Raw genomic sequence first — 24,011 nt, forward strand, 5'->3', positions numbered from 1 at the left:
AGTAATGTCTATCAGGGAGCGATTCTGTTGACAGCTGTTACTAGCTTATACGATGGGTTAATTGCTTTTGGAACAGATCTTTCACCAATTACACCTTACATGGAAAAGCTACCTTTCTTCGCTGTAGGTCTAGGATGGGTTGTCCCAGCTGTAGTTGGTGGAATCATTGGATTACTAGTAGGCAAAGCAAAAGAATAAACTCTCTTCCGGTAAAAAAAATCACGACAGATCTATTGACCCGTCGCTTGAGGAACTAGTTATCTAATTCCATTTGAATATATCTTCTTGTATTTGGGCCGTATATACCATCATTAGCTAATGCGGCATACATGGATTGGAATCTTCTTACCGCGTCTTCTGTCAGCGGTCCATACTTTCCATCAATTAATTCAGGGTCAAAGTTAATTTCTCTTAAAGCGCGCTGCAGCTGTTTTACTGCAGGACCCTCATCGCCATATTGTAACGTGACGTTAGGCAATGGAAAATCATTGATAGGTCTACTGCTATTAATTACCTCTTTTAGTTTACCTAATGTTTGTGGTCCAACCAGGCCATCTACAGTTAACCCGTATCTTTTTTGGAACATCATTACGGCTCGTTGTGTCTCCGGACCATATTGACCATCGACGCCATAGATAGGAAGAGAAAAGCCGGCTCTTAACAAGTCTTGTTGCACTTCCCTGACAAATTGACCTTCGTCACCAATATCTAACGGTAAATCTACTGAGGAGCCTTTAACAACTGGGTCAGGAGTTATTTCACTACCCTGAAAATACTGCTGGTAGGAATTTTCCACATCATTTATGAAGTCATTCCACGAAATTCCGTGTTGATTTAAAGCGTTTTGTGGATCTGTTCTGCGATATGGATCTAAGGTGCTATGTGCAACAATGTCCTCACTTGGGTCTAAATTATACTTGTCAACGAGATATGCATGATACCAAACATATCGCTTATATGCTTCTTGAAAGTTGATATTTCCGCCATATGCGAGCTCCACACCAATTGCTGCATCATTAGCATCTTCACCATAAAGCCGATTGTCTGTACCAACATTGTAACGTACATGCCAAGCCTTTTCATTTAAGGGTACGATTTCCAGAATAGTACTGTCATCGATGAATGTATGAGCAGAGGCAGTCGGGTCAGAATTTTCAAAGTAATTCCTATTTGCATATGCTGAAGACCCCGGATTTCCTGTATCGTGACTGACAATATATTCTACTTCCTGTAAATCTTCACCAGATCTTGCATTTCCTAGATTGATATAATCTTTTGTTATCTTGTACGGCATTTTTTTCACCTCACAATATAAATTTTTTAGGAACCTTTCCACCCTGTAAAAAAGAACCTTAAAGGGTTCCTTATAGTAATATATTTAAGTTTATTCCAAATGTGAGATAAAAAGGCGGAAAGCTAGCGTACAATTGTTTTAAACACCAGTGACTTGGCACGAGAACTTGAGGAAGGTTTATAGTTTACAATACATGTATAGTAATGAAAGAGTTCAAAAAAAAAAACAATACCTTTAGGCACATGATAGATGTTCTAACAACTCAGTTGCTACGGTACTACCACAACCTCATTGCAATTTGCTTCGTTAAACCCCTCTCAGAATTAAATACCTGGGTAATTTATGCAAACTTTTGCCTGGTGTGACTATACCTGCAGAACGAAAATGGGACATTAATAATTTATTCAATAATAGATTCTAAGACTCAGTTATTTCAGCTCTTTTTTTAAACATAAATATGTTAAGATTAACTATACTAAAGGAGGATCATCATGATCGCTGAAGCAGAAAAAATCCTACAAACTTATTATGGTTTTCCAGCTTTTAGACCTGGACAAAAGGAAACTATATCCAATATATTACAATTAAAAAATTCACTAGCTGTCATGCCAACCGGGGGTGGTAAATCCGTTTGCTATCAAATTCCCGGTATGTCCTTAGATGGTGTTGCAATTATTATTTCGCCTCTAATTTCGTTAATGAAGGATCAGGTAGATGCATTGAACTCGCTTGGCATTGCAGCTACGTATATAAATAGTTCGTTATCAACAGCCGAACAACAGCAACGCCACCGTGATATCGAGGCACGACGATACAAATTTGTCTACGTCGCACCTGAACGTTTTGAGTCATCTTTTTTTGTTCAGCTGGTCAAACGTATACCAATTGCATTAGTCGCTTTTGATGAAGCGCATTGTATTTCTCAATGGGGGCACGATTTTAGGCCAAGCTACCGCTCTATTGTTCCAAACTTAAAAGCTTTATCCAACATTCCTGTATATGTAGCACTGACCGCAACCGCTACTGAAGAAGTTATTTCAGATATCCAGACATTACTACATATTGATGATGAACATGTTACGAATACTGGATTTGAACGTGACAATCTTTCCTTTCATATCGTTAAAGGTAAGGACAAGCCAAGCTACGTTCGATCATTTCTTGCTGAGAGAAAAAATGAATCGGGGATTATTTATACAGCTACACGAAAACAGGCAGATGCTTTATTTGAACAACTAACGACAAAAGGAATTTCTGTAGCAAAATACCATGCGGGCATGTCTGAGGACGAACGAAAAAAATCACAAGCAGCATTCATAACTGATGAAATTCCCGTCATGATTGCCACCAATGCATTCGGTATGGGGATTGATAAATCGAACGTTCGATATGTTATTCACTACGCAATGCCGATGACCATTGAATCATACTACCAAGAAGCGGGCCGTGCAGGACGTGACGGTGAACCCAGCGATTGTATCTTGTTATTTTCAGCACAGGATATTCAATTACAGAAATTTCTAATCGAACAATCCTTTATGGACGATGATGCCAAACGAGGTGAATACCGTAAGCTCCAGTCCATGATCAACTATTGTCACACGCATAGCTGTATGACTTCCTTTATTTTGGATTATTTCAATGACACGAATGGCAAAAGTTCCTGTGGAAGATGCAGCAATTGTATTAACCGGACGGACCAAACCGACATGACGAAGGAAGCACAAATGATTCTTTCCTGTGTGAAGCGCATGGGAGAACGATTTGGTGTTGGCATGACCGCCAAAGTATTAAAAGGATCAAACGATAAAAAAATAAAAGACTTTAAGCTGCATTTAATTTCCACGTATGGTATTCTGTCGAATTACACTGAGAAAGCATTAACGGAGTGGATTCACTTTTTAATAGCAGAGAATATCCTTGCTACTGAAGAAGGCCGATATCCAACGTTAAAATTGAACCAGGAATCAGTAGACGTGTTGATGGGTAAACGCACAGTTTGGATGTATTCAACCGTTATCCCAACTGGTGAAGAAGCTGATTATCAGGAAGAGTTATTTGAAGCCTTAAGACAGCTTCGCAAGCAAACTGCCGACGAGCAAAATGTGCCACCATATGTTTTATTTTCTGATGCTACATTAAAGGATTTGAGCCGATATTTCCCAGATTCAAAAGACGACATGTTAACGATCAAAGGGATTGGCGAGAAAAAATATGAACAATATGGTAGTGCGTTTCTCGAAGTGATTCAGGAATGGCGCAGGCGTAATCCTGATGTCAAAACAAAAATTAGAATTGACGATAGTAGTCCGGCAAAGCCTAGAGAAAAGTCTACTAACGAAGAGCCTAGTCATCTAACGAGTTACCAAATGTTCCGGTCTGGTAAATCGATTAAAGACATTTCTGTTATCCGGGACATGTCACAGCAAACAGTTGAAGGACATATCTTCAAAGCAACCAAAGAAGGCTTTCCGATTGCATGGGAAATTTTCTTCACTTCCGAAGAAGAAAGAAATGTGCTGGAAGCCCGCAATAATATTGATGAACCAAAGTTGAAACCATTAAAAGACTCTCTTCCTGAAGGCTATACTTATACGAAGATAAAAGCAGTTTTAGTGAAAAATGAATATATGTGATAGGAGCGCACTTCCAAGTAGGGAGTGCGTTTTTTTATTTTTTGAGAGCATCGTTGTTGAAGATAGGCGGGGTGTTGGCGTGACGGGTGATTTATTTGATTAAAGGGTGATTCTCTGGCCACAACGGGTGATTTATTTGATTAACGGGTGATTCTTTGCCCACGACGGGTGATTTATCCGATTAACGGGTGATTCTTTGCCCACGACGGGGGATTTATCCGATTAACGGGTGATTCTTTGCCCACGACGGGGGATTTATCCGATTAACGGGGGATTTCGGGCCCATAACGGGTGATTTTTTAACCATGACGGCTACTTCCCCTTTAGGGTCAAACCTTAAAAAACATCTATTTCATCCAAATAAAAAGAAAAAATCCGCCACCAAATTTATCTTGGAGGCGGCATAAAGGTCTATTTAATTTCAAATGCCCATGTTCCATTACGGAAAACTGCTTCTGTTGTACCATCCTGTAACACGCCGTCGATATCAAGATTTTCTGAGCCGATCATGAAATCTACATGTGTTAAACTATCATTCACTCCATGCTTATCAAGTTCTTCACTGTTCATATACGCTCCGCCTTCTAGATTAGTCGGATATGCTTTTCCAAGCGCAATATGACACGATGCATTTTCGTCGAATAGTGTGTTATAGAAAATCAATCCTGACTGGGATACAGGTGATTCATGTGGTACTAGTGCCACTTCACCGAGACGCGTTGCACCTTCATCAGTTTCAAGCAAGTGTTTTAATGTATCTTCGCCTTGCTCTGCTTTGTAATCAACTACTTTTCCATCCTTAAATGTCAATGTGAAATTGTCAATCAGACTTCCACCATAATTTAACGGTTTAGTACTTGAAACAGTACCATTTACTCCATATTTATGTGGTAGAGAAAACACTTCTTCAGTTGGCATATTTGGATTGAATGTTATACTTTTTGCGGATTCAGCAGATCCACCTTTCCAAATGTGCCCTTCTGGTAGTTCAAGTTCCAGGTCAGTTCCTGGTGCTTTATAAATTAATTTTTTGTAGTTTTTCTTATTCATAAGCTCTCGTGCAACTCTTAGTTTTGCGTTATGGGCATCCCATGCTGCCACTGGGTCGTCCTGGTCAACACGAACGATTTTTACAATTGCTTCCCAAAGACTTTCAACTGCATCTTCTTGTGACTTGTCAGGGAAAATTTTCTGTGCCCAATCCCCTGTTGGAATGGAAATGATCGACCACGTAATTAAATCGTTCATCGTGTACTTACGAAAGTTTGTCATAGCCTGTGCCGCTGCTTTGTTTGCCTTTGCAACACGTCCTGAATCAATATCTTTCAATAAATCAGGATTGGTGGAACGAATGGACAATATCGCTGCACCATCTTCTGCATACATATCGTGCAATTTAACTTTCCATTCCGGAAAATCTGCAATCACTTCATCTGGCGCATTTTCATATTTCAAAAGTGTAATCTCGTCATCTACCCAATTGATATGTACATCTTTGGCACCAATTTCATATGCTTTACGAACCACTATTTTCGTAAACTCCGCTCCTTCAATTGGTGCATTAATTACTAAAGCCTGATTTTTTTGCAGATTAACCCCTTTACGTAACGCGAGTTCTGCATATTTTTCTTTTGTTTTTTGGTTGACCATCGTATTACCTCCGTTGTTGTTATCATATATTTCGTGTACCGTTATTATTTCATAAACCTAGAAAGATTGCCAAAAAAATTGATTAAATTATATAAAAATATTGCATCAGGACAGAGAGCGACAGGTTCCGCAATCGATTTACGCATCTTTTGCAGTGTGGTATACTGTTATTAAGTTACTTTTTGTAATTAGTTATTTACATTAATTAAAGTTTTTATATATAAACCCATTTTAAAAGAGGTGGTATTCATGGAAGAATTATGTCCACGATTTGAAAGTGCTATGCAACTAGTCAGCAAACGTTGGGTTGGTCTAATTCTGTTTGATCTTTTAAAAGGCAAAAGGCGCTTTTCCGAAATGGAAGCAAACTTACCAATAAGTGGCAGGTTGCTCTCGGATCGATTAAAAATGTTGGAGCAGGAAGGTATTGTTGTTCGAAACATATACTCTGAGTTCCCTGTCCGAATTGAGTATTCGTTATCTGAAAAAGGAAACGCACTAGAACCAGTTATTCAAGCAATTCAGCATTGGGCTGAGGATTGGGTCACATTAGAAGATAAAACCAATCAAGAAGTTAAATAGGTATAGGCTGTTGAAAGTTAACAGCCTTTTTTTTTTGACAGAAATTCTTTCTTACTACATTAGTTCAATTAAGATACTCACCGTTGAGTCTTTGCGAATGCCACCTTTTCTAGTGCTGTTTTTGAATGTATCATCGTTCCAATTGACCAGTTTGCTTCATTCAATCCCCGAGCTCCTTACCTAACATAAACTGCAGCATCACATTTGCTGCTACTCTACTTGTCATGTTCCGGATATCGATTGTCGGGTCGATTTCTACGATGTCCATTGCCTTGACCTTTTCGTGCTGTGCCGCAAGATGAACCCCTGCGAGGAGCGCACTGCTGTCCATTCCACCTGGCCCTATTGCTGGGCAACCTGGTGCAAAGGCCTGATCCAGTACATCCATGTCGACAGATAGATAAATAACATCCACCCGATCTCCCAGCAGTTTCAATTCACGTTCTAAAATTGCTAGTATTGATTCCCGCACAAGATCCTGCATCGTGTACACGACAACGCCATGTTCTTTAGCATAGTCGTCGTATGCTTTGGCATTAGTGAAGTCTCGAATACCAATTTGAACTAGGTTTTCACCCTTCAAAGTTCCATCCTCTATCAATCGTCTGAATGGGGTTCCATTTGTTGGACCTCCATCCTCCACATTCCGTAAATCATGATGTGCATCAAACTGGATTACACCTACTGATACATCTTCCTTCGAAAAAGCTTTAATCGATGAATGGCTAATCGAGTGGTCTCCACCTAGTACAATCCAGTTAGCAGCCGCTTCTGTTTCATAAATATCTGAAAGCCCTTCATACAATCGCTGTTGATTACCAACAACATCAGTTGGGTTCATATTGATGTCACCAAAGTCAATGATCGCATCGGTGAAATCAACGCCTGTATCCCCCGAGAAAGTAGTATAACTTGTTAGTGCTAATCGAATTGCTGCAGGGGCAAAGGATGCTCCAGAGTGACTAATCGATGATTTTGAAAAAGGAGCGCCCGCAATTCCGAAATCAGCTGTTATACCTTTTTCCCAGGGAATCAGCAATTCGCTCATTTTTGTTGTATACCGATCTTTAAATACCGCTTCCCCTGCAGGCTTAACATGTCTCAACCCGGTCATCGTATCGCCTGCCTCTCATATAAAACTGCTCCATTTTTAATTACAGTATTTACGTGGTTAACTCCATAATGATATGGGATATACATATAATTTGGTGCATCCCAAAGGACGATATCTGCCTTTCTTCCAGGTACAATTGTACCAGCCTCTGATCCCCGACCAATTGCATGTGCTGCGTTAATCGTTACCGCATGCCATATTTCTTCCGGTGAGAGCTTTAGTTTTAACGCTGCAATGGACATTATGAGCTGAAGATTTTCTGTAACAGAGCTTCCAGGGTTAAAGTCTGTTGAAATAGCTATCGCTGCTCCAGCATCAACCATTTTCCGTGCAGGAGAATAGGTATCTTTTCCGAGATAAAAACTTGTTCCTGGCAAAATTACACCGATCGTAGTAGATGCTGCCAACTGTTTAATGCCCTCATCAGATGCAACGGCTAAATGATCACCACTGATCGCTCCAACTTCAACCGCAAGCTCAGTACCTCCTAATGGATCAATTTCGTCTGCATGAATTTTAAGACCAAAACCTTTTTCCTTGGCCGCTAGGAGATATTTTCTTGATTGTTCTACCGAAAATACACCTGTCTCGGTAAAAATATCCACGAATTCAGCAAGGTTCTTTTCTTTTATTTCATCGAACATTTTTACCATTTCATCTAAAAATGCTTCTGGATTTTCTTTATGTTCTGGCGGTATGGCATGCGCACCCAAAAATGTTGAAACAATATCTAACGGGTGCTGTAATCTTGCTTCTTTTGCAACCTCCAGCTGTTTAAGTTCCGTTTCACGATCAAGCCCGTAACCACTCTTTGCTTCAACCGTTGTGATTCCATGCATCGCCATCCGGTCTAAATGAAACAATGCTTTTTCAAGCAAATCCTCGAAAGACGTTTCTTTTGTCGAATTTACCGTTGATAAAATCCCTCCACCTTGCTTTAGAATCTCAAGATATGGTACACCCTGTTGCTTTAGGGCCATCTCCTTTTCCCGTGAACCACCGAAAACTAAGTGGGTGTGCGGTTCAACAAGTCCTGGTGTTACGAGCTTGCCTTTTGCATCAATCGTTCGGACCGCCTGAAAATTAGTAGCCTGATCTGTTGAGCCAATCCACTCCACTTTTCCGTTTTGAACAGCCACAGCCATATTTTTCATTACGCTAAGGTCATTCATGTCTCGGCCCTTAACTGGCCCCTCTTTATCCATCGTTAGCAATTGTCCAATATTGGTTATCAGTAAATCTACCTGCATGATGTTAACTCCTCTCTATTTCTTTGTGGGTATTGTAATATCGTGTTCTTCAGCAAAATCAATAGCGGTTTCATACCCCGCATCTGCATGGCGAATGATTCCCATACCCGGATCAGTTGTTAGAACCCGCTCTAAGCGTTCATGCGCTAAATCAGTCCCATCCGCTACTGCAACCATTCCGGCATGAAGAGAGTAGCCCATACCGACGCCACCGCCATGATGGAAGGAAATCCATGAACCACCGGCAGCTGTGTTGATCAGTGCGTTCAATACTGCCCAGTCTCCTACAGCATCACTGCCATCTTTCATATCTTCTGTTTCCCTGTTTGGTGATGCTACAGATCCGCAGTCTAAATGGTCACGACCAATTACAATTGGTGCTTTTAATTCTCCATTCCGCACAAGCTCATTGATGGCTAAACCCATTTTCATACGTTCGCCATACCCAAGCCAGCAAATTCTTGAAGGAAGTCCTTGGAAAGCGATTTGATCATGCGCCATACCAATCCAACGAATTAGTGCCTCGTTTTCTGGAAAAAGTTCTTTAATCAATCGATCTGTACGGTAAATATCTTCTGGATCGCCTGATAGTGCTACCCAGCGAAACGGTCCTTTTCCTTCAGTAAATAGTGGACGGATATAAGCCGGAACAAATCCAGGAAAATTAAATGCCTTTTCGACACCCTCGTCATATGCAACCTGGCGAATATTATTTCCGTAATCGAAAACAATGGATCCCTTATTTTTAAAGGAAAGCATTGCTTCTACGTGTCTCGCCATACTTGCTTTTGACTTTACGATGTATGCATCAGCGTCCCTTTTACGTAAATCTTCTGCTTCTTCAACAGTAAATCCAACAGGTACATATCCATTTAACGGGTCATGTGCTGACGTTTGATCTGTAACAATATCAATCTCAATATCTTTCGTTAAAAGTTCATGGTGTACTTCAGCTGCATTACCGAGCAACGCAATGGATAGAGCCTTCCCCGCTTCTTTTGCATCTTTGGCTAAGGAAATGGCTTCATCCATGCTTTCTGTCATAACATCGCAGTACTTTGTTTTCAGACGTTTTTCAATACGACTTTTATCAACTTCCACTGCGATGCAAACGCCTTCATTCATTGTTACAGCAAGTGGCTGAGCACCACCCATCCCGCCAAGTCCCGCGGTTAGGGTAATGGTTCCTTTTAATGAGCCGTTGTAATGCTTTTTTGCAAGTGAAGAAAATGTTTCGTAGGTTCCCTGCAGAATTCCTTGGGTACCAATGTAAATCCAGCTTCCAGCAGTCATTTGCCCATACATCATCAGGCCTTTTTTATCGAGCTCGTGAAAATGCTCCCAGTTCGCCCACTTTGGTACTAAAACTGAGTTAGACATTAATACACGTGGTGCATGTTTATGCGTTTTAAACACGCCAACAGGCTTACCAGACTGAATTAACATTGTTTCATCGTTTTCAAGATTTCGTAACGTTTTCACAATTGCATGGAACGCCTCCCAGTTTCGGGCTGCTTTTCCTATCCCACCGTATACAACTAGTTCCTGAGGATTCTCCGCTACTTCAGGATCTAAATTATTATAAAGCATACGTAGTGCCGCTTCCTGCTCCCATCCTTTACACTCAAGCTCTAAGCCTCTTTTTGCCTTCACTTCAACCTTGTTCATGAAAAATTCCCCCTTGTAAACGTACATATGATTCTGTTTCGTCTTTTAACCAATTTGTGAGATTCGTAATATCTGTTGCAAAAATACGATCCTTAGTAATGCTTGGAACAATCTGACGAGCTTTTTCATAATAGTTTCTAGTAATAGTGCTCATTTCTTTAGTACCACGATATTCGACTGCCTGCATGGCACAAATCAGCTCGATTGCAACCACATGCCGACTGTTCTGTAGCATCTGTAACGCGTGTCTTGCTGCAATTGTACCCATGCTGACATGATCCTCCTGATTCGCGGATGATGGAATTGAATCAACACTTGCTGGATGTGCAAGTGTTTTATTTTCAGAGACAAGTGATGCTGCACTGTATTGCATGATCATCGCACCAGATTCTAACCCAGGATTTGGACTTAAAAATGCAGGCAAATCATTAAGTTGTGGATTCACCAACCTTTCAATGCGACGTTCTGCAATGTTAGCAGTTTCAGCGATTCCAAGTTTAATAAAGTCCATGGCGAACGCGATTGGCTGACCATGAAAATTCCCACCTGATATCACTTTGTTTTGATCAGAAAAGATTAGTGGATTATCCGTCACAGCATTCATCTCGATTGATAGCTTTTCTTTTGCATAATTAATCGGTTGCCAGCATGCCCCAAGAACCTGTGGAATACACCTTATTGAATAAGCATCCTGAACACGTAGCTCCCCCTGTTTTGAAATGAGGCTACTGTCAGCCAAGATAGTGCGAATTCGACCTGCGACATCCATTTGGTCTTGGTGACCCCGCACTGCATGTAGGTCAGCGTCAAATGCATCAATTATTCCCTGTAATCCTTCCATTGTCATCGCAGCTATTAATTCACTTTGATGAAGGAGTTTTTCAGCCTCAAGATACGTAATAACGCCTACTGCGGTCATTGCCTGCGTCCCGTTGATGAGAGCAAGCCCCTCTTTTGCTTTTAAAATTAATGGAGTAATCCCTGCTTTACTTAACGCATCACGAGCAGGTATTTTTTCACCTTGATACATGACATCACCTTCACCCATTAATCCAAGCGCAAGATGGGAAAGTGGCGCCAGGTCTCCACTTGCACCTAATGACCCCTGTTGAGGAACAATTGGATGAATGCCGCTGTTCAATAAATTCAGGAGCTGATTCACCAGGACAACCCTTACACCAGAATAACCTTGCGTAAGTGCATTTGCCCGGAGCAATAGCATTACTCTTGTTACACTTTCGGAAAATGGCTCCCCAATCCCACAGGCGTGGGAATGAATCAGGTTCAACTGTAGATCTTCTAAGTCTGCATCTTCAATTACGACATCACTGAACTTGCCAAAGCCCGTGTTAATACCATACATCGTTTTTTTGTCCTTAATAAGCTGATCGACCGTTTCCCTATTTGCTTCTATGCTGATGCACGATTCTTTTGCCAGCTCCACTTTTTCATTGTTAAACACAACACGCTTCACTTCATCAAACGTTAGTGTTTTTCCAGTTAAAATAACCATAATATACCTCCTTGTAGCACCGCTTTACTAGGATAAAGCAATGAACGTAAAAAGAGGCCGCGGTTATAAACCGAGCCTCTTTGAATAATTTAATTGATTAACTTGTCTGTTGCCGCTTTTCATAAAAAGCACCCCAACTAATCAGATATTTCTCATCTTTATTGTAAGCGCTTTCCTTTTAAAATGCAAATTAGGGAAGTCCCTCACCTCTTTAGCGAAATGAGAGATTTCCCTCTTATTATTTAAGGCTATTTTCTAAAACTTGTTGTTTTTGACATAAAATATATAAACTACGACGTAAGCGCTGAGTTGTTTTCCGCTACGGACCGTTGCTTTCCGCGGGCACGGCCTCAGCCTCCTTGAGAAAACCACTCTGCGGGGTCTTCAGACTCGTGCTGTTCCCGCAGGAGTCAACGGTCCTCCGCTCCAAACAACTATCGTAATAGTGAATGAGCCCTAAAGTACTATTTAAACATCACGTTAGCGAAGTGTTGAGACCCCTAGGAGGCTCAGCGCAAGCCCTAAGGTGCGCGTAGTGATTTTTCCGCAGGAATCACAGGGCGTCAAAAAATTTCACTACGTCGCAGTTTTTTTATCAACTGTGAACAACAAAACATAGGAAAAGAGCCTTATTTAATCCCGTTCATGGTCAGATTCTTCGCGGTCCCAGAACTCGATACCATCCTGGTTATCTAATACATCACGGTAGAAGACCGGGTCTTTTCCTTCCTTACGTTGACGGTTATAATCCTGCAGAACGCGATTTGCAATCTTAAATAGCTTGGTGATTGCGTATAAGTTAATTAAGGCCATGATCGCCATTGACAAGTCAGCAAGTGCCCATACCAAGTCAAATGATGCAATTGTCCCAAAAACAACCATCCCAAGTACCGCTAGACGATAGATAAATAAACCAACTTTACTTTCCCTGATGTAGCCTATGTTGTTTTCACCATAGTAGTAATTTCCAAGTATAGAGCTATAGGCAAATAAGAAAATTGCCACTGAAATAAAGATCGATGCCCAATCACCAATATGAAATTCAAATGCATTTTGGGTTAACTGAATTCCATCAAGCTTACTACCTTCATATCCACCAGCTGAGATAAGAATAAAGCCTGTTGCACTACAAATTAAAATCGTATCAAAAAATACACCTAGTGATTGAATTAATCCTTGTTTAGCAGGATGCGTTACCTCGGCAGTAGCTGCAGCGTTTGGTGCACTACCCATACCAGCTTCATTTGAGAATAAACCACGTTTAATTCCCATCATGATTGCTGCACCGAATCCACCACCTGCTACCTCACGAATACCAAATGCATTTGCGAAAATTAATGAAATCAAATCTGGCACTGCAGTTATGTTCACGATTAACACATAAACAGCGATTAAAATGTATAGGATAGCCATAATTGGAACGATGAATTGTGTAACATTCGCAATTGATTTCAATCCTCCAAAAATAACCATAGCTGTTAGAGCCACTAGAATGACTGCCATATATGGTTTTCCAAAGTCGAACTGGCTGTTGAAAGCTAAACTAATTGTATTTGACTGGACAGCATTAAAAACTAAACCATAGGTGAATGTAATTGTTATTGCAAAAACAATTCCAAGCCAACGCTTATTTAGTCCTTTTTCCATATAATAGGCAGGACCACCACGGTATTGATTTTTCTCTGGGACTTTATAAACTTGAGCAAGCGTACTCTCTACAAATGCTGTAGCTGAACCTAACAAAGCGATAATCCACATCCAAAAAATCGCCCCTGGTCCACCAAGTGCGATTGCCGATGCTACACCCGCAAGGTTTCCTGTACCAACCCGTGACGCTGCACTAATTGCAAACGCCTGGAAGGATGACGTACCTTTCTTTCCTTTGGCACTCATCGTTCGCTTATCAAATAAAACGCGAAACATTTCGGGTAAATATCTAAATTGCACAAACTTTGTTTTAATCGTAAACCATAATCCAAGACCAATTAGCGCAACAATTAATACATAGGACCATAAAACATTATTTATTTCTCCGATTACACTTTCTATAAAACTCATCTCTCTTTATTCCCTCCGTACTTAAAAATTAAGTCTATTATAACGTATATAATCGTATACCCTTAATTACTATCATGTATTCTTTATTTTTTGGAGTGAGCCCACATCAGTCTTTTAATGTGGGCAAGGCCCCTTTCTATCGGCCTTTAGTGTTGCACATAGCAAAAAATTCTCTCTTTACTGCCAAGGAAATTCGGTACCGAATGTTTTTGCAAGTAGTTTTGAATTTGTCCTGCGTTCTATCCGGTGTTTCGCTCTGATTGGTGCGTTTTCATGAAGGTTCTTTTCAAGTTCTGTTTCTGGATAAACTGAAACGACTGGTATAGGTTTACCTTTCGCGTTAACCGCTACAAATGTAAGGAATGCGGTAGTGCACACTTTTCGATCGCCCGTTAAAAGATTCTCAGTTACTGCTTTCACAAAAATTTCCATGGATGTGTTGTGTGTCCATGTTACAAAAGCCTCTACACAAATAGAATCTCCTTCTTTCACAGGAGCAAGAAAATCGACTGAGTCTGTTGATGCAGTTACAACAGTCTCCCTTGCGTGCCGAGCTGCTGCAATAGCCGCTACATCATCAATGTGCGCCATTAGTTTTCCTCCAAACAATGTTCCATGGGTATTGGTATCTGGCGGCAGTACATGTGACGTCTTGACTGTTAATGACTTACTACATGGTTTACTTTCCATGGTTATCCTCCTATTTGCTGATTTTATAATATTGGTGACAGTAGCCGGGAAATTGATTCTTTAAACCGAATACCTACTGTCCGTTTTTCATATAGCTTCCTGGTCATTTGGGTTGAAAGACTGATGTCCTCAAGGTAACTTTTTAAAAGTTTTCCTGCTACGGTGCTGTCATATATGAATGCGTTCCCTTCAAAGTTTAACCTAAAGCTTCGCACGTCAATATTCGCGGTTCCAACTGATGCAATCTTACCATCCACAATAATAGTTTTTGCATGAAGGAATCCATGTTGATAGATGTATACTTCCGCTCCCGCTTTTAACATGTCACCAATGTAGGAGAGGGTTGCCCAGTACACAAAAGGATGATCTGGCTTATTTGGAATCATGATCTTAACATCGACTCCCGAAAGACAAGCAATCCGTAATGCATCTGCAAGACTTTCATCAGGAATAAAATATGGAGTTTGAATATAGATGTACTCTTTTGCAGACATAATCATCTTAATATATCCATTTTTTATTTGTTGCCATTCAGAATCCGGACCACTTGTAACAATTTGCATACCCACATTACCTTCAGGTTTAGCATTATAGAACCGATCGTCGTACAAGATATCATTTCGGGATGCTTGATTCCAGTCAAGAATAAACCGTGTTTGCAGGTGATGTACCGCGTCTCCCATAATACGTAAATGGGTATCACGCCAATAACCGAATTTCTCCTTTTTCCCCAAATACTCATCACCGATATTAAATCCACCTATGTAACCAATTTTCCCATCAATCACTGCTATTTTACGGTGATTTCGATAATTGATTTTCATGTTTATTTTGGGGATTTTTGGTGGAAAAAAGGCTTCAACCTGCCCGCCCACATTACGAATTCGCTTAATAAATTTCCTATTTAAAGTTCGGGAACCCATATCATCGTACAAGACCCGTATCTCTACACCTTCATTTGCCTTTTTCACTAATATATCAGCAATCTCTGTTCCTAAGCCATCGTAACGAATGATATAATAAAGCAAATGTATGTGGTTGCGAGCCTTTTGAAGGTCATGCATCAGCGCTTCAAATTTTTCTTTTCCATCAGTGTAGATATCTACTTTGTTATCTTGTGTAAAAATTGCATCATCATTACGCAAATGCATATAAAACAAATCTTTATATTCAGCCATTTCTTTATGTTTAAATATAAATGTGTTCTCCTCTAAAGAACGTAATTGAGCCTGGACTGACCGTTTCACACCAAGTTTACTCTTTGTTTCCCAAGTGAAAATCCGTTTATTACTGATTTTTTTGCCAAAAACCAAATAAAGGAAGAATCCTGCTATTGGAATAAATAACAAAACCATCAGCCATGCCCATGTCGAAGTTGCATCTTTTCTTTCAAGAAAAATAATAGTAGTTGCAAGTGCTATATTTGATATGATAATAAAACCGAGAAGAAAAGGCAAAAATTCCAAAGCAGTTCACTCCTTTCAATTATAGAGATAGTGAAATTTAATTTTCCTACTAACATAATATAGCACAATTCAAATGAACTAGTCTGTAATCATTAGAAAACCTGGCTTATCGTCAATTCTTAATGACGAAAGCCTTGGTTGCACTTATGCAGAAAGAAAGTTTTTTATACTTTCTTTTCTGCTTAGAAAACTTGGCTTATCATCAAAGCATTATTAACGAAGAGGTGATTTTTTTGAAACACGATAAATACGCACTGGTTATTGGCGGAACTGGGATGCTGGCTAAGGTATGCCAATCTTTGGTTAATACTAATTATTATGTATCCGTTGTTGGTCGCAGTACTGTTAGACATCAGCAATTAAGAAGCTCCAGTCAATATCCTGAAAGCATACATGCTATTGCAGTTGATTACCATGATCTGGACTCTTTTAAGAAAGAGATCAAAAAAACTTTTCTGACACACGGTGCCCCAGACCTTGTCATTAGTTGGATACACGGTTCAGCACCACTCGCCCTCTCATCCCTTATTGATGAAATTGTACGAACGGAATCAAAAAAATGGAGATTATTTGATATTAAAGGAAGTTCCCGTTTTTTTAAAAATGAAAACACGCCAGTACCGGGTAATTGCCAGTACAGGCGTGTGTATTTAGGATTTAAGTTGGATGAGCACGGTTCACGTTGGTTAACACATGATGAAATTGCATCAGGTGTTATCAAGGCCATTCGTACAGACCAGTTGGAAACGATTGTAGGAACTCTTGAACCATGGGAAAAGCGCCCTTAATTAAAGTTGATTTAGTGCTTGTTCCAGATCTTCCCAAATATCCTCCCAAGCTTCAAGTCCAACAGAAAGGCGGATTAACTGGTCAGTTATGCCCATTTGATTTCTAACCGTCTCTGGGATAACAGAATGTGTCATTGTTGCTGGATGCTCAATAAGTGTTTCTGCGTCACCTAAACTTACTGCGATTTTTAAAAACGACAGCTTATTCAGTAAGAACTGGGCATCCTTCTTCGTCCCCTTTATTGTAAAGGAAATGATGCCACCTCCACGTTTCATTTGCTTTTTATAGATTGGATAGTCTGCATGGTCAGGGTCACTTGGATAATAAACACGATCAACTTTCGAATGATCAATTAGTTTACCGAAAATATTCTCAGCATTGTCCGAATGACGATCCAATCTGATTGGCAACGTTTTTAATCCTCGAAGCAACAACCAGGCATCAAAAGGAGAAATAATCCCTCCGATATCTTTTTGAGTAGTCATTGCAACTGAATCTAAAAAGTCTTTCTTTCCAACAACTAAACCAGCCACTACGTCACCGTGACCGCCAATATATTTCGTTGCACTATGAATGACTACATCACACCCAAGTTCCAGGGGTTGCTGTAGATACGGGGATGAAAATGTGTTATCAACTACTACTGGAATATTAAATTCCCTTGCCACATCTGAAACCATTTTAAGATCAATCAGTTTCATTGTAGGATTGATCGGTGTCTCTACATATATACAAGCTGTTTCTGGCCTAATTAATGCTCTAATTGCGGCTTCAGAATCCATCGCCGAAAAATCATGTGCTATATTATACTTTTCTTTCATCATAGTTAATAATCCAAATGTACACCCATACAAACCTGATGAGCAGACAATATGATCATTTGCTTTAGTAAGTGCGATTAACACTGCAGACACTGCTGCCATACCTGATCCAAACGCAAGCCCACGTTCTCCCTGTTCTAATGCAGCAATACGTTCCTCTAACACCGAAACTGTTGGATTGCCAAGTCTTGAGTAAATATAGCCATCCTCTTCCCCAGCAAAACGACGTTCACCCTGTTCAGCAGTATCAAAGGTAAATGTAGAAGTTTGGAATAAAGGCGTAGATAAACTACCTAGCATTTCTTTAGCATCATAGCCCTCGTGTATTGCTGTTGTTTCGAATCGTTTTGATTTGTTACTCATAATATTCTCCCCCATAGGAAAACCCATCACCTCAATATAAAGAGAATAATGGCGCTTTCTTGTACTTTCTTCAATCTTTAAATGTGTGCTTCCTATCTATCTCTATAATAGATGATTAACCTCTACTTTGAAAGCGATTTCTTTTAATTCTTAAAGACTAAGGTTATTGCAATTTGCAGTAAAAGAATCTAAACTAATCTTACTTTGTTTTTCATAACTTAAGAGTTGTATAGATAGGAAGTGTTATAAAATGAATCTTACTGATGAAAAAAGTGGAATAATATATACTGCCTGCGCCTATCTACTTTGGGGATTTTTACCTATATATTGGAAGCTTATACAAAACGTCCCTGCAGGTGAGATATTAGCTCACCGCATTGTCTGGTCATTTTTATTTATGATTGCCGTAACTCTTGTAATGCGAAAAGGGAAGGCTTTTATAAAGGAATGCAAATTAATTGTTAGAGATAAAAAGAAACTGATCGGAATTTCGCTTGCATCGGTTATGATCAGTATAAATTGGTTAACCTACATCTGGGCTGTAAATAGTGATCACGTAATTCAAGCGAGCTTGGGATATTACATAAATCCATTAGTAAGTATATTACTAGGTATAATTGTCTTAAAAGAAACGTTGACCCAGCGACAACTTCTTTCCTTTATCCTCGCTGGTATCGGGGTTATTTATCTAACCTTTAGTTATGGCGTGTTTCCATGGGTTTCTCTTTTACTCGCGTTCAGCTTTGGGTTCTATGGACTGTTGAAGAAAATGGTTGATATTGGTGCGATGTTTGGGTTAGCAATCGAGACAATGATTGTCACTCCAATTGCCCTAATATATGTTAGTTTGTTTAGTGAAAACATATTTACAAAAAGTGCAATTTCATCAGACACAAATTTGTTACTTATTGGTGCTGGTGTGGTGACTGCCATACCATTATTATTGTTTGCGAGCGGGGCAAAAAAGATCCCTCTTTCTATGGTAGGATTCCTACAGTACATTGCGCCTACAATTATGCTAGTCTTAGGTGTATTCGTTTACCACGAAACATTTTCGATTTCTCATTTAATTTCCTTTATTTTAATCTGGATTGCATTAATTATTTATATGGGTTCAGCGTATAGAAGACCATCAAAAAGAAAAGCAAAAGCATAGCCTATGGAAAAGATAAATGAAATTAAGTGTTACATCTACTTTTAAGGATAATTTCCATTAAATTAGGGTATACACATTTAGTGACATTTGTACGTTAACCATTTAATACTTCAGAAAATAAACTATTCGTAGGTGTGATCATCGTGAAAAAAAAGATTGTTATAACCGTCATTGGGGTATTTATAATTGGCTTAACCATTTTTTTAGTACTATCCAATACAAACTCCACTATTGAAAAGGCAATAGATGACGCAAAAATTGAAGATAAAAAAGAAAAACCAGATAAAAAAATAGAAAAAAGTGAGCCAAATCAAAAAAAAGAAATAGAACCAGAGGATAATGTTGCCAATAAAGTGAAAGACTTGGTAACGGGTGCTGTGCAGGAGACTGTTCAATTCTTCACAGAAACCGAAGCGCATGTTGTGGCAATTGGCGATTCATTAACGGAAGGTATTGGTGATGAAACTGGCACTGGTGGGTATGTCGGCATGCTGAATAATGCTTTAAACTCAACCGATGAAAATGCTGTTGAGTTTACAAAATATGGTAAGCGGGGACGTCGCTCTGACCAGCTTTTAGAAAAATTAAAAGACCCCGAGGTGAAAGCTTCTATATCCGATGCAGATATCGTTTTAATTACAATAGGTGCTAATGATATTATGAAAGTTATGAAGGAAAATTTTACAAACATTACATCAGATGACTTTAGCAAGGCGCGGATTTCATATGAGGATCGTTTGAAAAAAATATTTGAAAAAATATATTCAATAAATCCACGAGCCGAAGTTTATTTACTAGGATTTTACGACCCATTTGGTAGATATTTCCCACAAGTCAAAGAACTTGGAGTCATTGTAGAAAACTGGAATGCAACTGGCAAAAAAATAACAGAGCAATACAACAATGCAACATTCGTTCCGACAATTGACCTATTCGACGACCGAAATGTGGATCTATTTTGGAAAGATAACTTCCACCCAAACTACAGAGGATACCACCGAATAGCAGAAAGAGTACTAGAATACCTGCATGAAGAATAGAAAAGCGGAGGCGACTGGTTAGCGACGTACGAATAGATAGGACTGGGAACAGTACATTGATCTTTACGTACGTTCACCAGGACTAACTATTTGCTAGTCGCTAGGAGCCGAAGCTAGACAATGAAAAGCGGAGCGGGCTTGGTAGCGGCGACATGCGTAAGCAAGAGACCGTAGAGCACATGGGCTTCGTGCTCGTAGTGTCAATTGCTTACGTCACGAGCCGCTAGCCCGCGTAGCTAGACACGAAAAGCGGTGGCGACTGATCTGGGGTGACACGCATAAGCAAGGAACCGTAGAGTGCATGCTCTTAGCACTCGGAGTGTTCATTGCTTATGTCGCTAACCCCAAGGAGCCGAAGCTAGACACGAAAAGCGGAGAGGGCTTGGTAGTGACGACAAGCATAGTTAAGAGACCGTAAAGCACATGCCCTTAGTGCTCGGAGTGTCTATTAACTATGTCTCGAGTCTCTGGCCCTCGCAGCTAGACAACGAAAAGCGGTGGCGACTGGATGGGGTGACACGCATTCCGTAATTTTAGTTTTTACGAAGGTAAACAGCAACAAAACTCACTTATATAATAGCTTTAAGAAAGAAAGGTGGGCAGCCATGAAAAGACAAAACAAACAACCAAAATCAAAATGGAAGAAACTATTCTATACCTTGCTCACTGTTAATATTGTTATCGTAGCCGTTATTATTTCATTTATTTTCTGGCCAGTTTCAGATTCAACAATACCTTCTCAGGAAAAGGTGGACGAACAAAAAAGCTCACAATTTATTGTGAGGACAACAAAGAGCAATTTAAATGATTTAGTAAATGCTTACCTCGATAAACTTCTTGATAATACACGCCATCATTATAGTATTGAATTAGAAGAAGATGTTCATTTATTAGGAGAGCTTCCTGTATTTTCCACAACCATTCCGCTCTCTGTCCATTTTGAGCCGATTGTTCAGGAAAACGGGGATGTCATTTTGGAACAAAAGTCTATTTCAGTTGGTTTATTGGAACTCCCTAACCAAAAAATTATGGAATATATCAAAAAATACCTACCAATGCCAAAGTGGGTAACAGTTAATCCAAAAGAAGAAGAAATTTATGTGGCGGTAACAAATATGGATATTCGAAGCAATTTTAAAGTAAGCATAGAGCATCTGGACTTAGAAGCTAACAATCTTGCATTTAAAATACATGTACCCTACCAAACGTTAGGAATAAAACCTAACAATTATTAACGCAAGTTAAAATTCAAAAAGAGCCACCTACAAATGTAGTGGCTCCCTTCTATCGAATTACGAAACGTTTTACCTTTGATAATAAGAATGTAATGATTGCCTTGGTAACACTGTATTTCTTATTAAGCTAGGTTCAACAACACGAGTTTTATATTCTGCAAGTTTACCTTGATAGACCAGCTGCAGACCAGATAATCCTCTGATGTCTGCCGGAGTTGTAAAACATTCCGGTTTTGAAAGTTTAAATCCTTCTACTTCACGCAATACAGTTGCAACAAATTGCGAACAAAACATTGCGTGATCACGATTTATTTCAATTTGTAGTATGACACCAAAAAGTCCTAAGAAGTTATATTTATAATTGCCAGCTTGAAGCTCAATTTCTTTTATGTTTGTTTGAACCTTTTCAAATTCTGCATCAGACAAATGATAGGCATAAATTGCACAAGATGCATTTTTTAAAAAATCACTGTGAATATTTTCCCTCACAAATCCCCCGGTGAACGGATTTCTTGGATTTTTTCTACCGAAACTATAGACTTCCAACAATTCCTCATCAAAAGCGATGGATACGTGGTTTAAGCCTTCTTTCGTACAATAATTTATTGCACGCGATAAATAAGTTCCAGTATCTGTAAAGAGAAAGTAAAGCGTTCTTCCTCCCATGGTATTCCCCTCCGTGTGACCGCATCTATAACAACACCTATTTTAAGTGTTGATTAATTGTTACATATATAGCAAAAAAAATATAGTCTTTTTCAAAAAATAAATTATTATTTACAATAAAAATCGAATTTTTAAAAAAATAAATATGTCTTTTTTTTATTATATGAAGAAATTGTCTAATGTTCTCTTTATAAAATCAAGTAAACATTGACTAATTGCCTTAAATGCCGTAATCTAGCATTGATGCTATTTTTTCTATTAGATAATGTCCAACATTTCAATGTTTGAAAATATATAATTAAAAGGCCTCGCGATTTGCGTTGAGCTAAGTTTTAATATTGGAGGAAATAATACACATGATAAATGTTTCAAATGTAAGTTTACGTTTTGGCGATAAAAAGTTATTCGAGGATGTTAATTTAAAGTTTACTCCCGGGAACTGTTATGGTTTGATTGGTGCTAATGGTGCTGGTAAATCAACATTTATAAAGGTTTTATCTGGTGAAGTGGAACCGCAAAGTGGCCATGTATCCCTTGCATCTGGAGAGAGAATGGCTGTTTTACAACAGGATCACTTTGCTTACGAGGATAAAGAAGTGCTGGATACTGTTTTAATTGGTCATGAAAAACTGTATAAGGTAAAACAGGAAAAAGACGCTATCTATATGAAGCCTGACTTTTCAGAAGCTGACGGGATGCGTGCTGCTGAACTGGAAGGTGAATTTGCAGAAATGAACGGTTGGGAAGCAGAATCTGATGCGGCAGTCCTGTTAAAAGGACTTGGTATCAATGAGGAACTTCACACGAAGAAAATGGGCGAACTTGCTGGTGATCAAAAAGTGAAAATTCTACTTGCACAAGCATTATTCGGCAACCCCGATATTTTGCTGCTTGATGAGCCTACAAACGGATTAGATATCCAGGCTATTCAATGGTTAGAGGATTTTCTCATTAACTTTCAAAACACAGTAATCGTTGTTTCCCATGACCGTCACTTTTTAAATAAGGTTTGTACCCACATTGCCGATGTTGATTTCGGTAAAATCCAGATTTATATTGGTAACTATGATTTCTGGTATGAATCCAGTCAACTTGCTTTAAAAATGTCACAAGATGATAACAAGAAAAAGGAAGAAAAAATTAAAGAATTACAGGCCTTTGTTGCTAGGTTTAGTGCTAACGCATCAAAATCTAAACAAGCCACCTCACGTAAAAAGATGCTCGATAATATCACTCTTGAAGATATTAAACCCTCATCCAGACGGTATCCATTTGTAGGATTTACACCTGAGCGTGAAATTGGAAACGACCTGTTACGGGTTGAGGGATTGACCAAAACAATAGGCGAGAAGAAAGTACTGGATAACGTAAGTTTCACTATTAATAAAGATGACAAAGTAGCCTTTATCGGCCGCGATGATATAGCAAAAACAACATTACTCAAAATAATCATGGGTGAAATGGAGCCCGATGCCGGGACTTTCAGTTGGGGAGTAACTACATCACAGTCTTATTTCCCTAAAGATAACGCAAAATATTTCGAGGGTAATGAAATGCCATTAGTCGACTGGTTACGCCAGTATTCTCCTCAAGATCAAACTGAAACTTTCTTACGCGGATTTTTAGGCAGAATGTTGTTTTCTGGCGAGGAAGCCCTTAAGAAAGCGAATGTGCTCTCAGGTGGGGAAAAAGTACGTTGTATGTTAGCAAAAATGATGCTTAGTAATGCCAACGTACTTGTCCTTGATGAACCTACAAACCATTTGGACTTAGAGTCTATTACTGCACTTAACAATGGTTTGATTAAATTTAAAGGTTCTATTTTATTCACCTCTCATGACCATCAATTTATTCAGAGTGTTTCAAACCGCCTAATTGAAATCACTCCTCAAGGAATTGTTGATAAAGAGATGACCTATGATGAGTATGTTCAGGATAAGAAGCTACAAAAAGAAATTACAGCTATGTACGCTGTTTAGTATTAGTTTAAAAAAGTGCTGCAAAAGAAATCTTTTGCAGC

19 protein-coding genes and 1 pseudogene are annotated in these 24,011 nt (G+C 39.2%); 8 read left to right on the top strand and 12 right to left on the bottom strand.

Translation table 11 applies throughout. The features are described 5' to 3' along the window. The coding region (locus ACOI1D_RS13760) for a branched-chain amino acid transport system II carrier protein (RefSeq protein ID WP_422501864.1) at positions 1-198 on the top strand (198 nt) is incomplete at its 5' end. 55 nt (positions 199-253) lie between these two features. Here the strand turns inward: ACOI1D_RS13760 and ACOI1D_RS13765 are convergent. Beyond that, complete coding sequence (locus ACOI1D_RS13765; protein ID WP_422501893.1) at positions 254-796, bottom strand: peptidoglycan-binding domain-containing protein; 543 nt, start codon at positions 794-796, stop codon at positions 254-256. After that, positions 773-1,294 (bottom strand): annotated as a pseudogene (locus tag ACOI1D_RS13770) (N-acetylmuramoyl-L-alanine amidase family protein); the annotation flags it as partial. The gene ACOI1D_RS13765 and the pseudogene ACOI1D_RS13770, both read right to left, overlap by 24 nt. Before the next feature lie 491 nt (positions 1,295-1,785). Between ACOI1D_RS13770 and recQ the strand changes: the two are divergent. Continuing rightward, positions 1,786-3,930, top strand: coding sequence for a DNA helicase RecQ (gene recQ / locus ACOI1D_RS13775; RefSeq protein ID WP_422501865.1), 2,145 nt, complete (start codon positions 1,786-1,788; stop codon positions 3,928-3,930). Positions 3,931-4,341: 411 nt separating this feature from the next. On the opposite strand, the gene ACOI1D_RS13780 is transcribed toward recQ, so the two are convergent. Further along, on the bottom strand, positions 4,342-5,580 hold the full coding sequence (locus tag ACOI1D_RS13780; RefSeq protein WP_422501866.1) for an aminopeptidase: 1,239 nt from the start codon (positions 5,578-5,580) through the stop codon (positions 4,342-4,344). 249 nt (positions 5,581-5,829) lie between these two features. Between ACOI1D_RS13780 and ACOI1D_RS13785 the strand changes: the two genes are divergently transcribed. Next, positions 5,830-6,162 (top strand): winged helix-turn-helix transcriptional regulator, encoded by a 333-nt coding sequence (locus ACOI1D_RS13785; RefSeq protein ID WP_422501867.1) that lies wholly within the window; start codon positions 5,830-5,832, stop codon positions 6,160-6,162. 160 nt (positions 6,163-6,322) lie between these two features. Here the strand turns inward: ACOI1D_RS13785 and hutG are convergent, their stop codons facing one another. The 7 genes from hutG to cls all read right to left on the bottom strand — a co-directional run bounded on the left by hutG (position 6,323) and on the right by cls (position 15,921). Then, positions 6,323-7,276, bottom strand: a complete 954-nt coding sequence (gene hutG, locus ACOI1D_RS13790) for a formimidoylglutamase (protein WP_422501868.1) — start codon at positions 7,274-7,276, stop codon at positions 6,323-6,325. After that, a complete protein-coding gene (hutI, locus tag ACOI1D_RS13795) occupies positions 7,273-8,526 on the bottom strand; it encodes an imidazolonepropionase (RefSeq protein ID WP_422501869.1) in 1,254 nt (417 codons plus the stop codon). Before hutI ends, hutG begins: the two co-directional genes overlap by 4 nt. A 15-nt stretch (positions 8,527-8,541) precedes the next feature. Continuing rightward, complete coding sequence (gene hutU / locus ACOI1D_RS13800; RefSeq protein WP_422501870.1) at positions 8,542-10,194, bottom strand: urocanate hydratase; 1,653 nt, start codon at positions 10,192-10,194, stop codon at positions 8,542-8,544. Next, on the bottom strand, positions 10,181-11,707 hold the full coding sequence (gene hutH / locus ACOI1D_RS13805; protein ID WP_422501871.1) for a histidine ammonia-lyase: 1,527 nt from the start codon (positions 11,705-11,707) through the stop codon (positions 10,181-10,183). The genes hutU and hutH overlap by 14 nt, the downstream gene beginning before the upstream one ends. 633 nt (positions 11,708-12,340) lie before the next feature. Beyond that, positions 12,341-13,765 (bottom strand): alanine/glycine:cation symporter family protein, encoded by a 1,425-nt coding sequence (locus ACOI1D_RS13810; protein WP_422501872.1) that lies wholly within the window; start codon positions 13,763-13,765, stop codon positions 12,341-12,343. A 177-nt stretch (positions 13,766-13,942) separates the two neighbouring features. Then, a complete protein-coding gene (locus ACOI1D_RS13815; protein WP_422501873.1) occupies positions 13,943-14,455 on the bottom strand; it encodes an acyl-CoA thioesterase in 513 nt (170 codons plus the stop codon). Between the two features lie 23 nt (positions 14,456-14,478). Then, positions 14,479-15,921 carry a cardiolipin synthase gene (cls, locus tag ACOI1D_RS13820; protein WP_422501874.1) on the bottom strand — a complete coding sequence of 481 codons (1,443 nt, stop codon included), beginning with the start codon at positions 15,919-15,921 and terminating at the stop codon, positions 14,479-14,481. A gap of 233 nt (positions 15,922-16,154) precedes the next feature. Here cls and ACOI1D_RS13825 point away from each other — a divergent pair, with 233 nt between their 5' ends. Further along, on the top strand, positions 16,155-16,709 hold the full coding sequence (locus ACOI1D_RS13825; RefSeq protein WP_422501875.1) for a short-chain dehydrogenase: 555 nt from the start codon (positions 16,155-16,157) through the stop codon (positions 16,707-16,709). Here the strand turns inward: ACOI1D_RS13825 and megL are convergent, their stop codons facing one another. Then, positions 16,710-17,894, bottom strand: a complete 1,185-nt coding sequence (gene megL / locus ACOI1D_RS13830) for a methionine gamma-lyase (protein ID WP_422501876.1) — start codon at positions 17,892-17,894, stop codon at positions 16,710-16,712. A gap of 250 nt (positions 17,895-18,144) precedes the next feature. Between megL and rarD the strand changes: the two genes are divergently transcribed. From rarD to ACOI1D_RS13845, 3 genes are all read left to right on the top strand, one after another. Then, positions 18,145-19,050 (top strand): EamA family transporter RarD, encoded by a 906-nt coding sequence (gene rarD / locus ACOI1D_RS13835; protein WP_422501877.1) that lies wholly within the window; start codon positions 18,145-18,147, stop codon positions 19,048-19,050. A 143-nt stretch (positions 19,051-19,193) separates the two neighbouring features. Further along, the gene (locus tag ACOI1D_RS13840) at positions 19,194-20,090 is read left to right on the top strand and encodes an SGNH/GDSL hydrolase family protein (RefSeq protein WP_422501878.1); all 897 of its coding nucleotides are present in this window, start codon (positions 19,194-19,196) and stop codon (positions 20,088-20,090) included. Positions 20,091-20,695: 605 nt separating this feature from the next. Further along, the gene (locus ACOI1D_RS13845) at positions 20,696-21,325 is read left to right on the top strand and encodes a YpmS family protein (protein WP_422501879.1); all 630 of its coding nucleotides are present in this window, start codon (positions 20,696-20,698) and stop codon (positions 21,323-21,325) included. A gap of 69 nt (positions 21,326-21,394) precedes the next feature. Here ACOI1D_RS13845 and ACOI1D_RS13850 read toward each other — a convergent pair whose 3' ends face one another. Further along, the gene (locus ACOI1D_RS13850; protein WP_422501880.1) at positions 21,395-21,991 is read right to left on the bottom strand and encodes a hypothetical protein; all 597 of its coding nucleotides are present in this window, start codon (positions 21,989-21,991) and stop codon (positions 21,395-21,397) included. Between the two features lie 356 nt (positions 21,992-22,347). On the opposite strand from ACOI1D_RS13850, the gene ACOI1D_RS13855 reads away from it, so the two are divergent. After that, positions 22,348-23,970, top strand: coding sequence for an ABC-F family ATP-binding cassette domain-containing protein (locus ACOI1D_RS13855; protein ID WP_422501882.1), 1,623 nt, complete (start codon positions 22,348-22,350; stop codon positions 23,968-23,970). Positions 23,971-24,011: the final 41 nt, after the last annotated feature.

The organism is Virgibacillus sp. DJP39, assembly GCF_049310925.1.
Lineage (GTDB): Bacteria > Bacillota > Bacilli > Bacillales > Amphibacillaceae > Virgibacillus_F.

Coding starts and splice junctions, on each gene's coding strand:
- recQ (WP_422501865.1), top strand. CDS start 1,786: ATGATCGCTGAAGCAGAAAAAATCCTACAAACTTATTATGGTTTTCCA.
- ACOI1D_RS13780 (WP_422501866.1), bottom strand. CDS start 5,580: ATGGTCAACCAAAAAACAAAAGAAAAATATGCAGAACTCGCGTTACGT.
- ACOI1D_RS13785 (WP_422501867.1), top strand. CDS start 5,830: ATGGAAGAATTATGTCCACGATTTGAAAGTGCTATGCAACTAGTCAGC.
- hutG (WP_422501868.1), bottom strand. CDS start 7,276: ATGACCGGGTTGAGACATGTTAAGCCTGCAGGGGAAGCGGTATTTAAA.
- hutI (WP_422501869.1), bottom strand. CDS start 8,526: ATGCAGGTAGATTTACTGATAACCAATATTGGACAATTGCTAACGATG.
- hutU (WP_422501870.1), bottom strand. CDS start 10,194: ATGAACAAGGTTGAAGTGAAGGCAAAAAGAGGCTTAGAGCTTGAGTGT.
- hutH (WP_422501871.1), bottom strand. CDS start 11,707: ATGGTTATTTTAACTGGAAAAACACTAACGTTTGATGAAGTGAAGCGT.
- ACOI1D_RS13810 (WP_422501872.1), bottom strand. CDS start 13,765: ATGAGTTTTATAGAAAGTGTAATCGGAGAAATAAATAATGTTTTATGG.
- ACOI1D_RS13815 (WP_422501873.1), bottom strand. CDS start 14,455: ATGGAAAGTAAACCATGTAGTAAGTCATTAACAGTCAAGACGTCACAT.
- megL (WP_422501876.1), bottom strand. CDS start 17,894: ATGAGTAACAAATCAAAACGATTCGAAACAACAGCAATACACGAGGGC.
- rarD (WP_422501877.1), top strand. CDS start 18,145: ATGAATCTTACTGATGAAAAAAGTGGAATAATATATACTGCCTGCGCC.
- ACOI1D_RS13845 (WP_422501879.1), top strand. CDS start 20,696: ATGAAAAGACAAAACAAACAACCAAAATCAAAATGGAAGAAACTATTC.
- ACOI1D_RS13850 (WP_422501880.1), bottom strand. CDS start 21,991: ATGGGAGGAAGAACGCTTTACTTTCTCTTTACAGATACTGGAACTTAT.
- ACOI1D_RS13855 (WP_422501882.1), top strand. CDS start 22,348: ATGATAAATGTTTCAAATGTAAGTTTACGTTTTGGCGATAAAAAGTTA.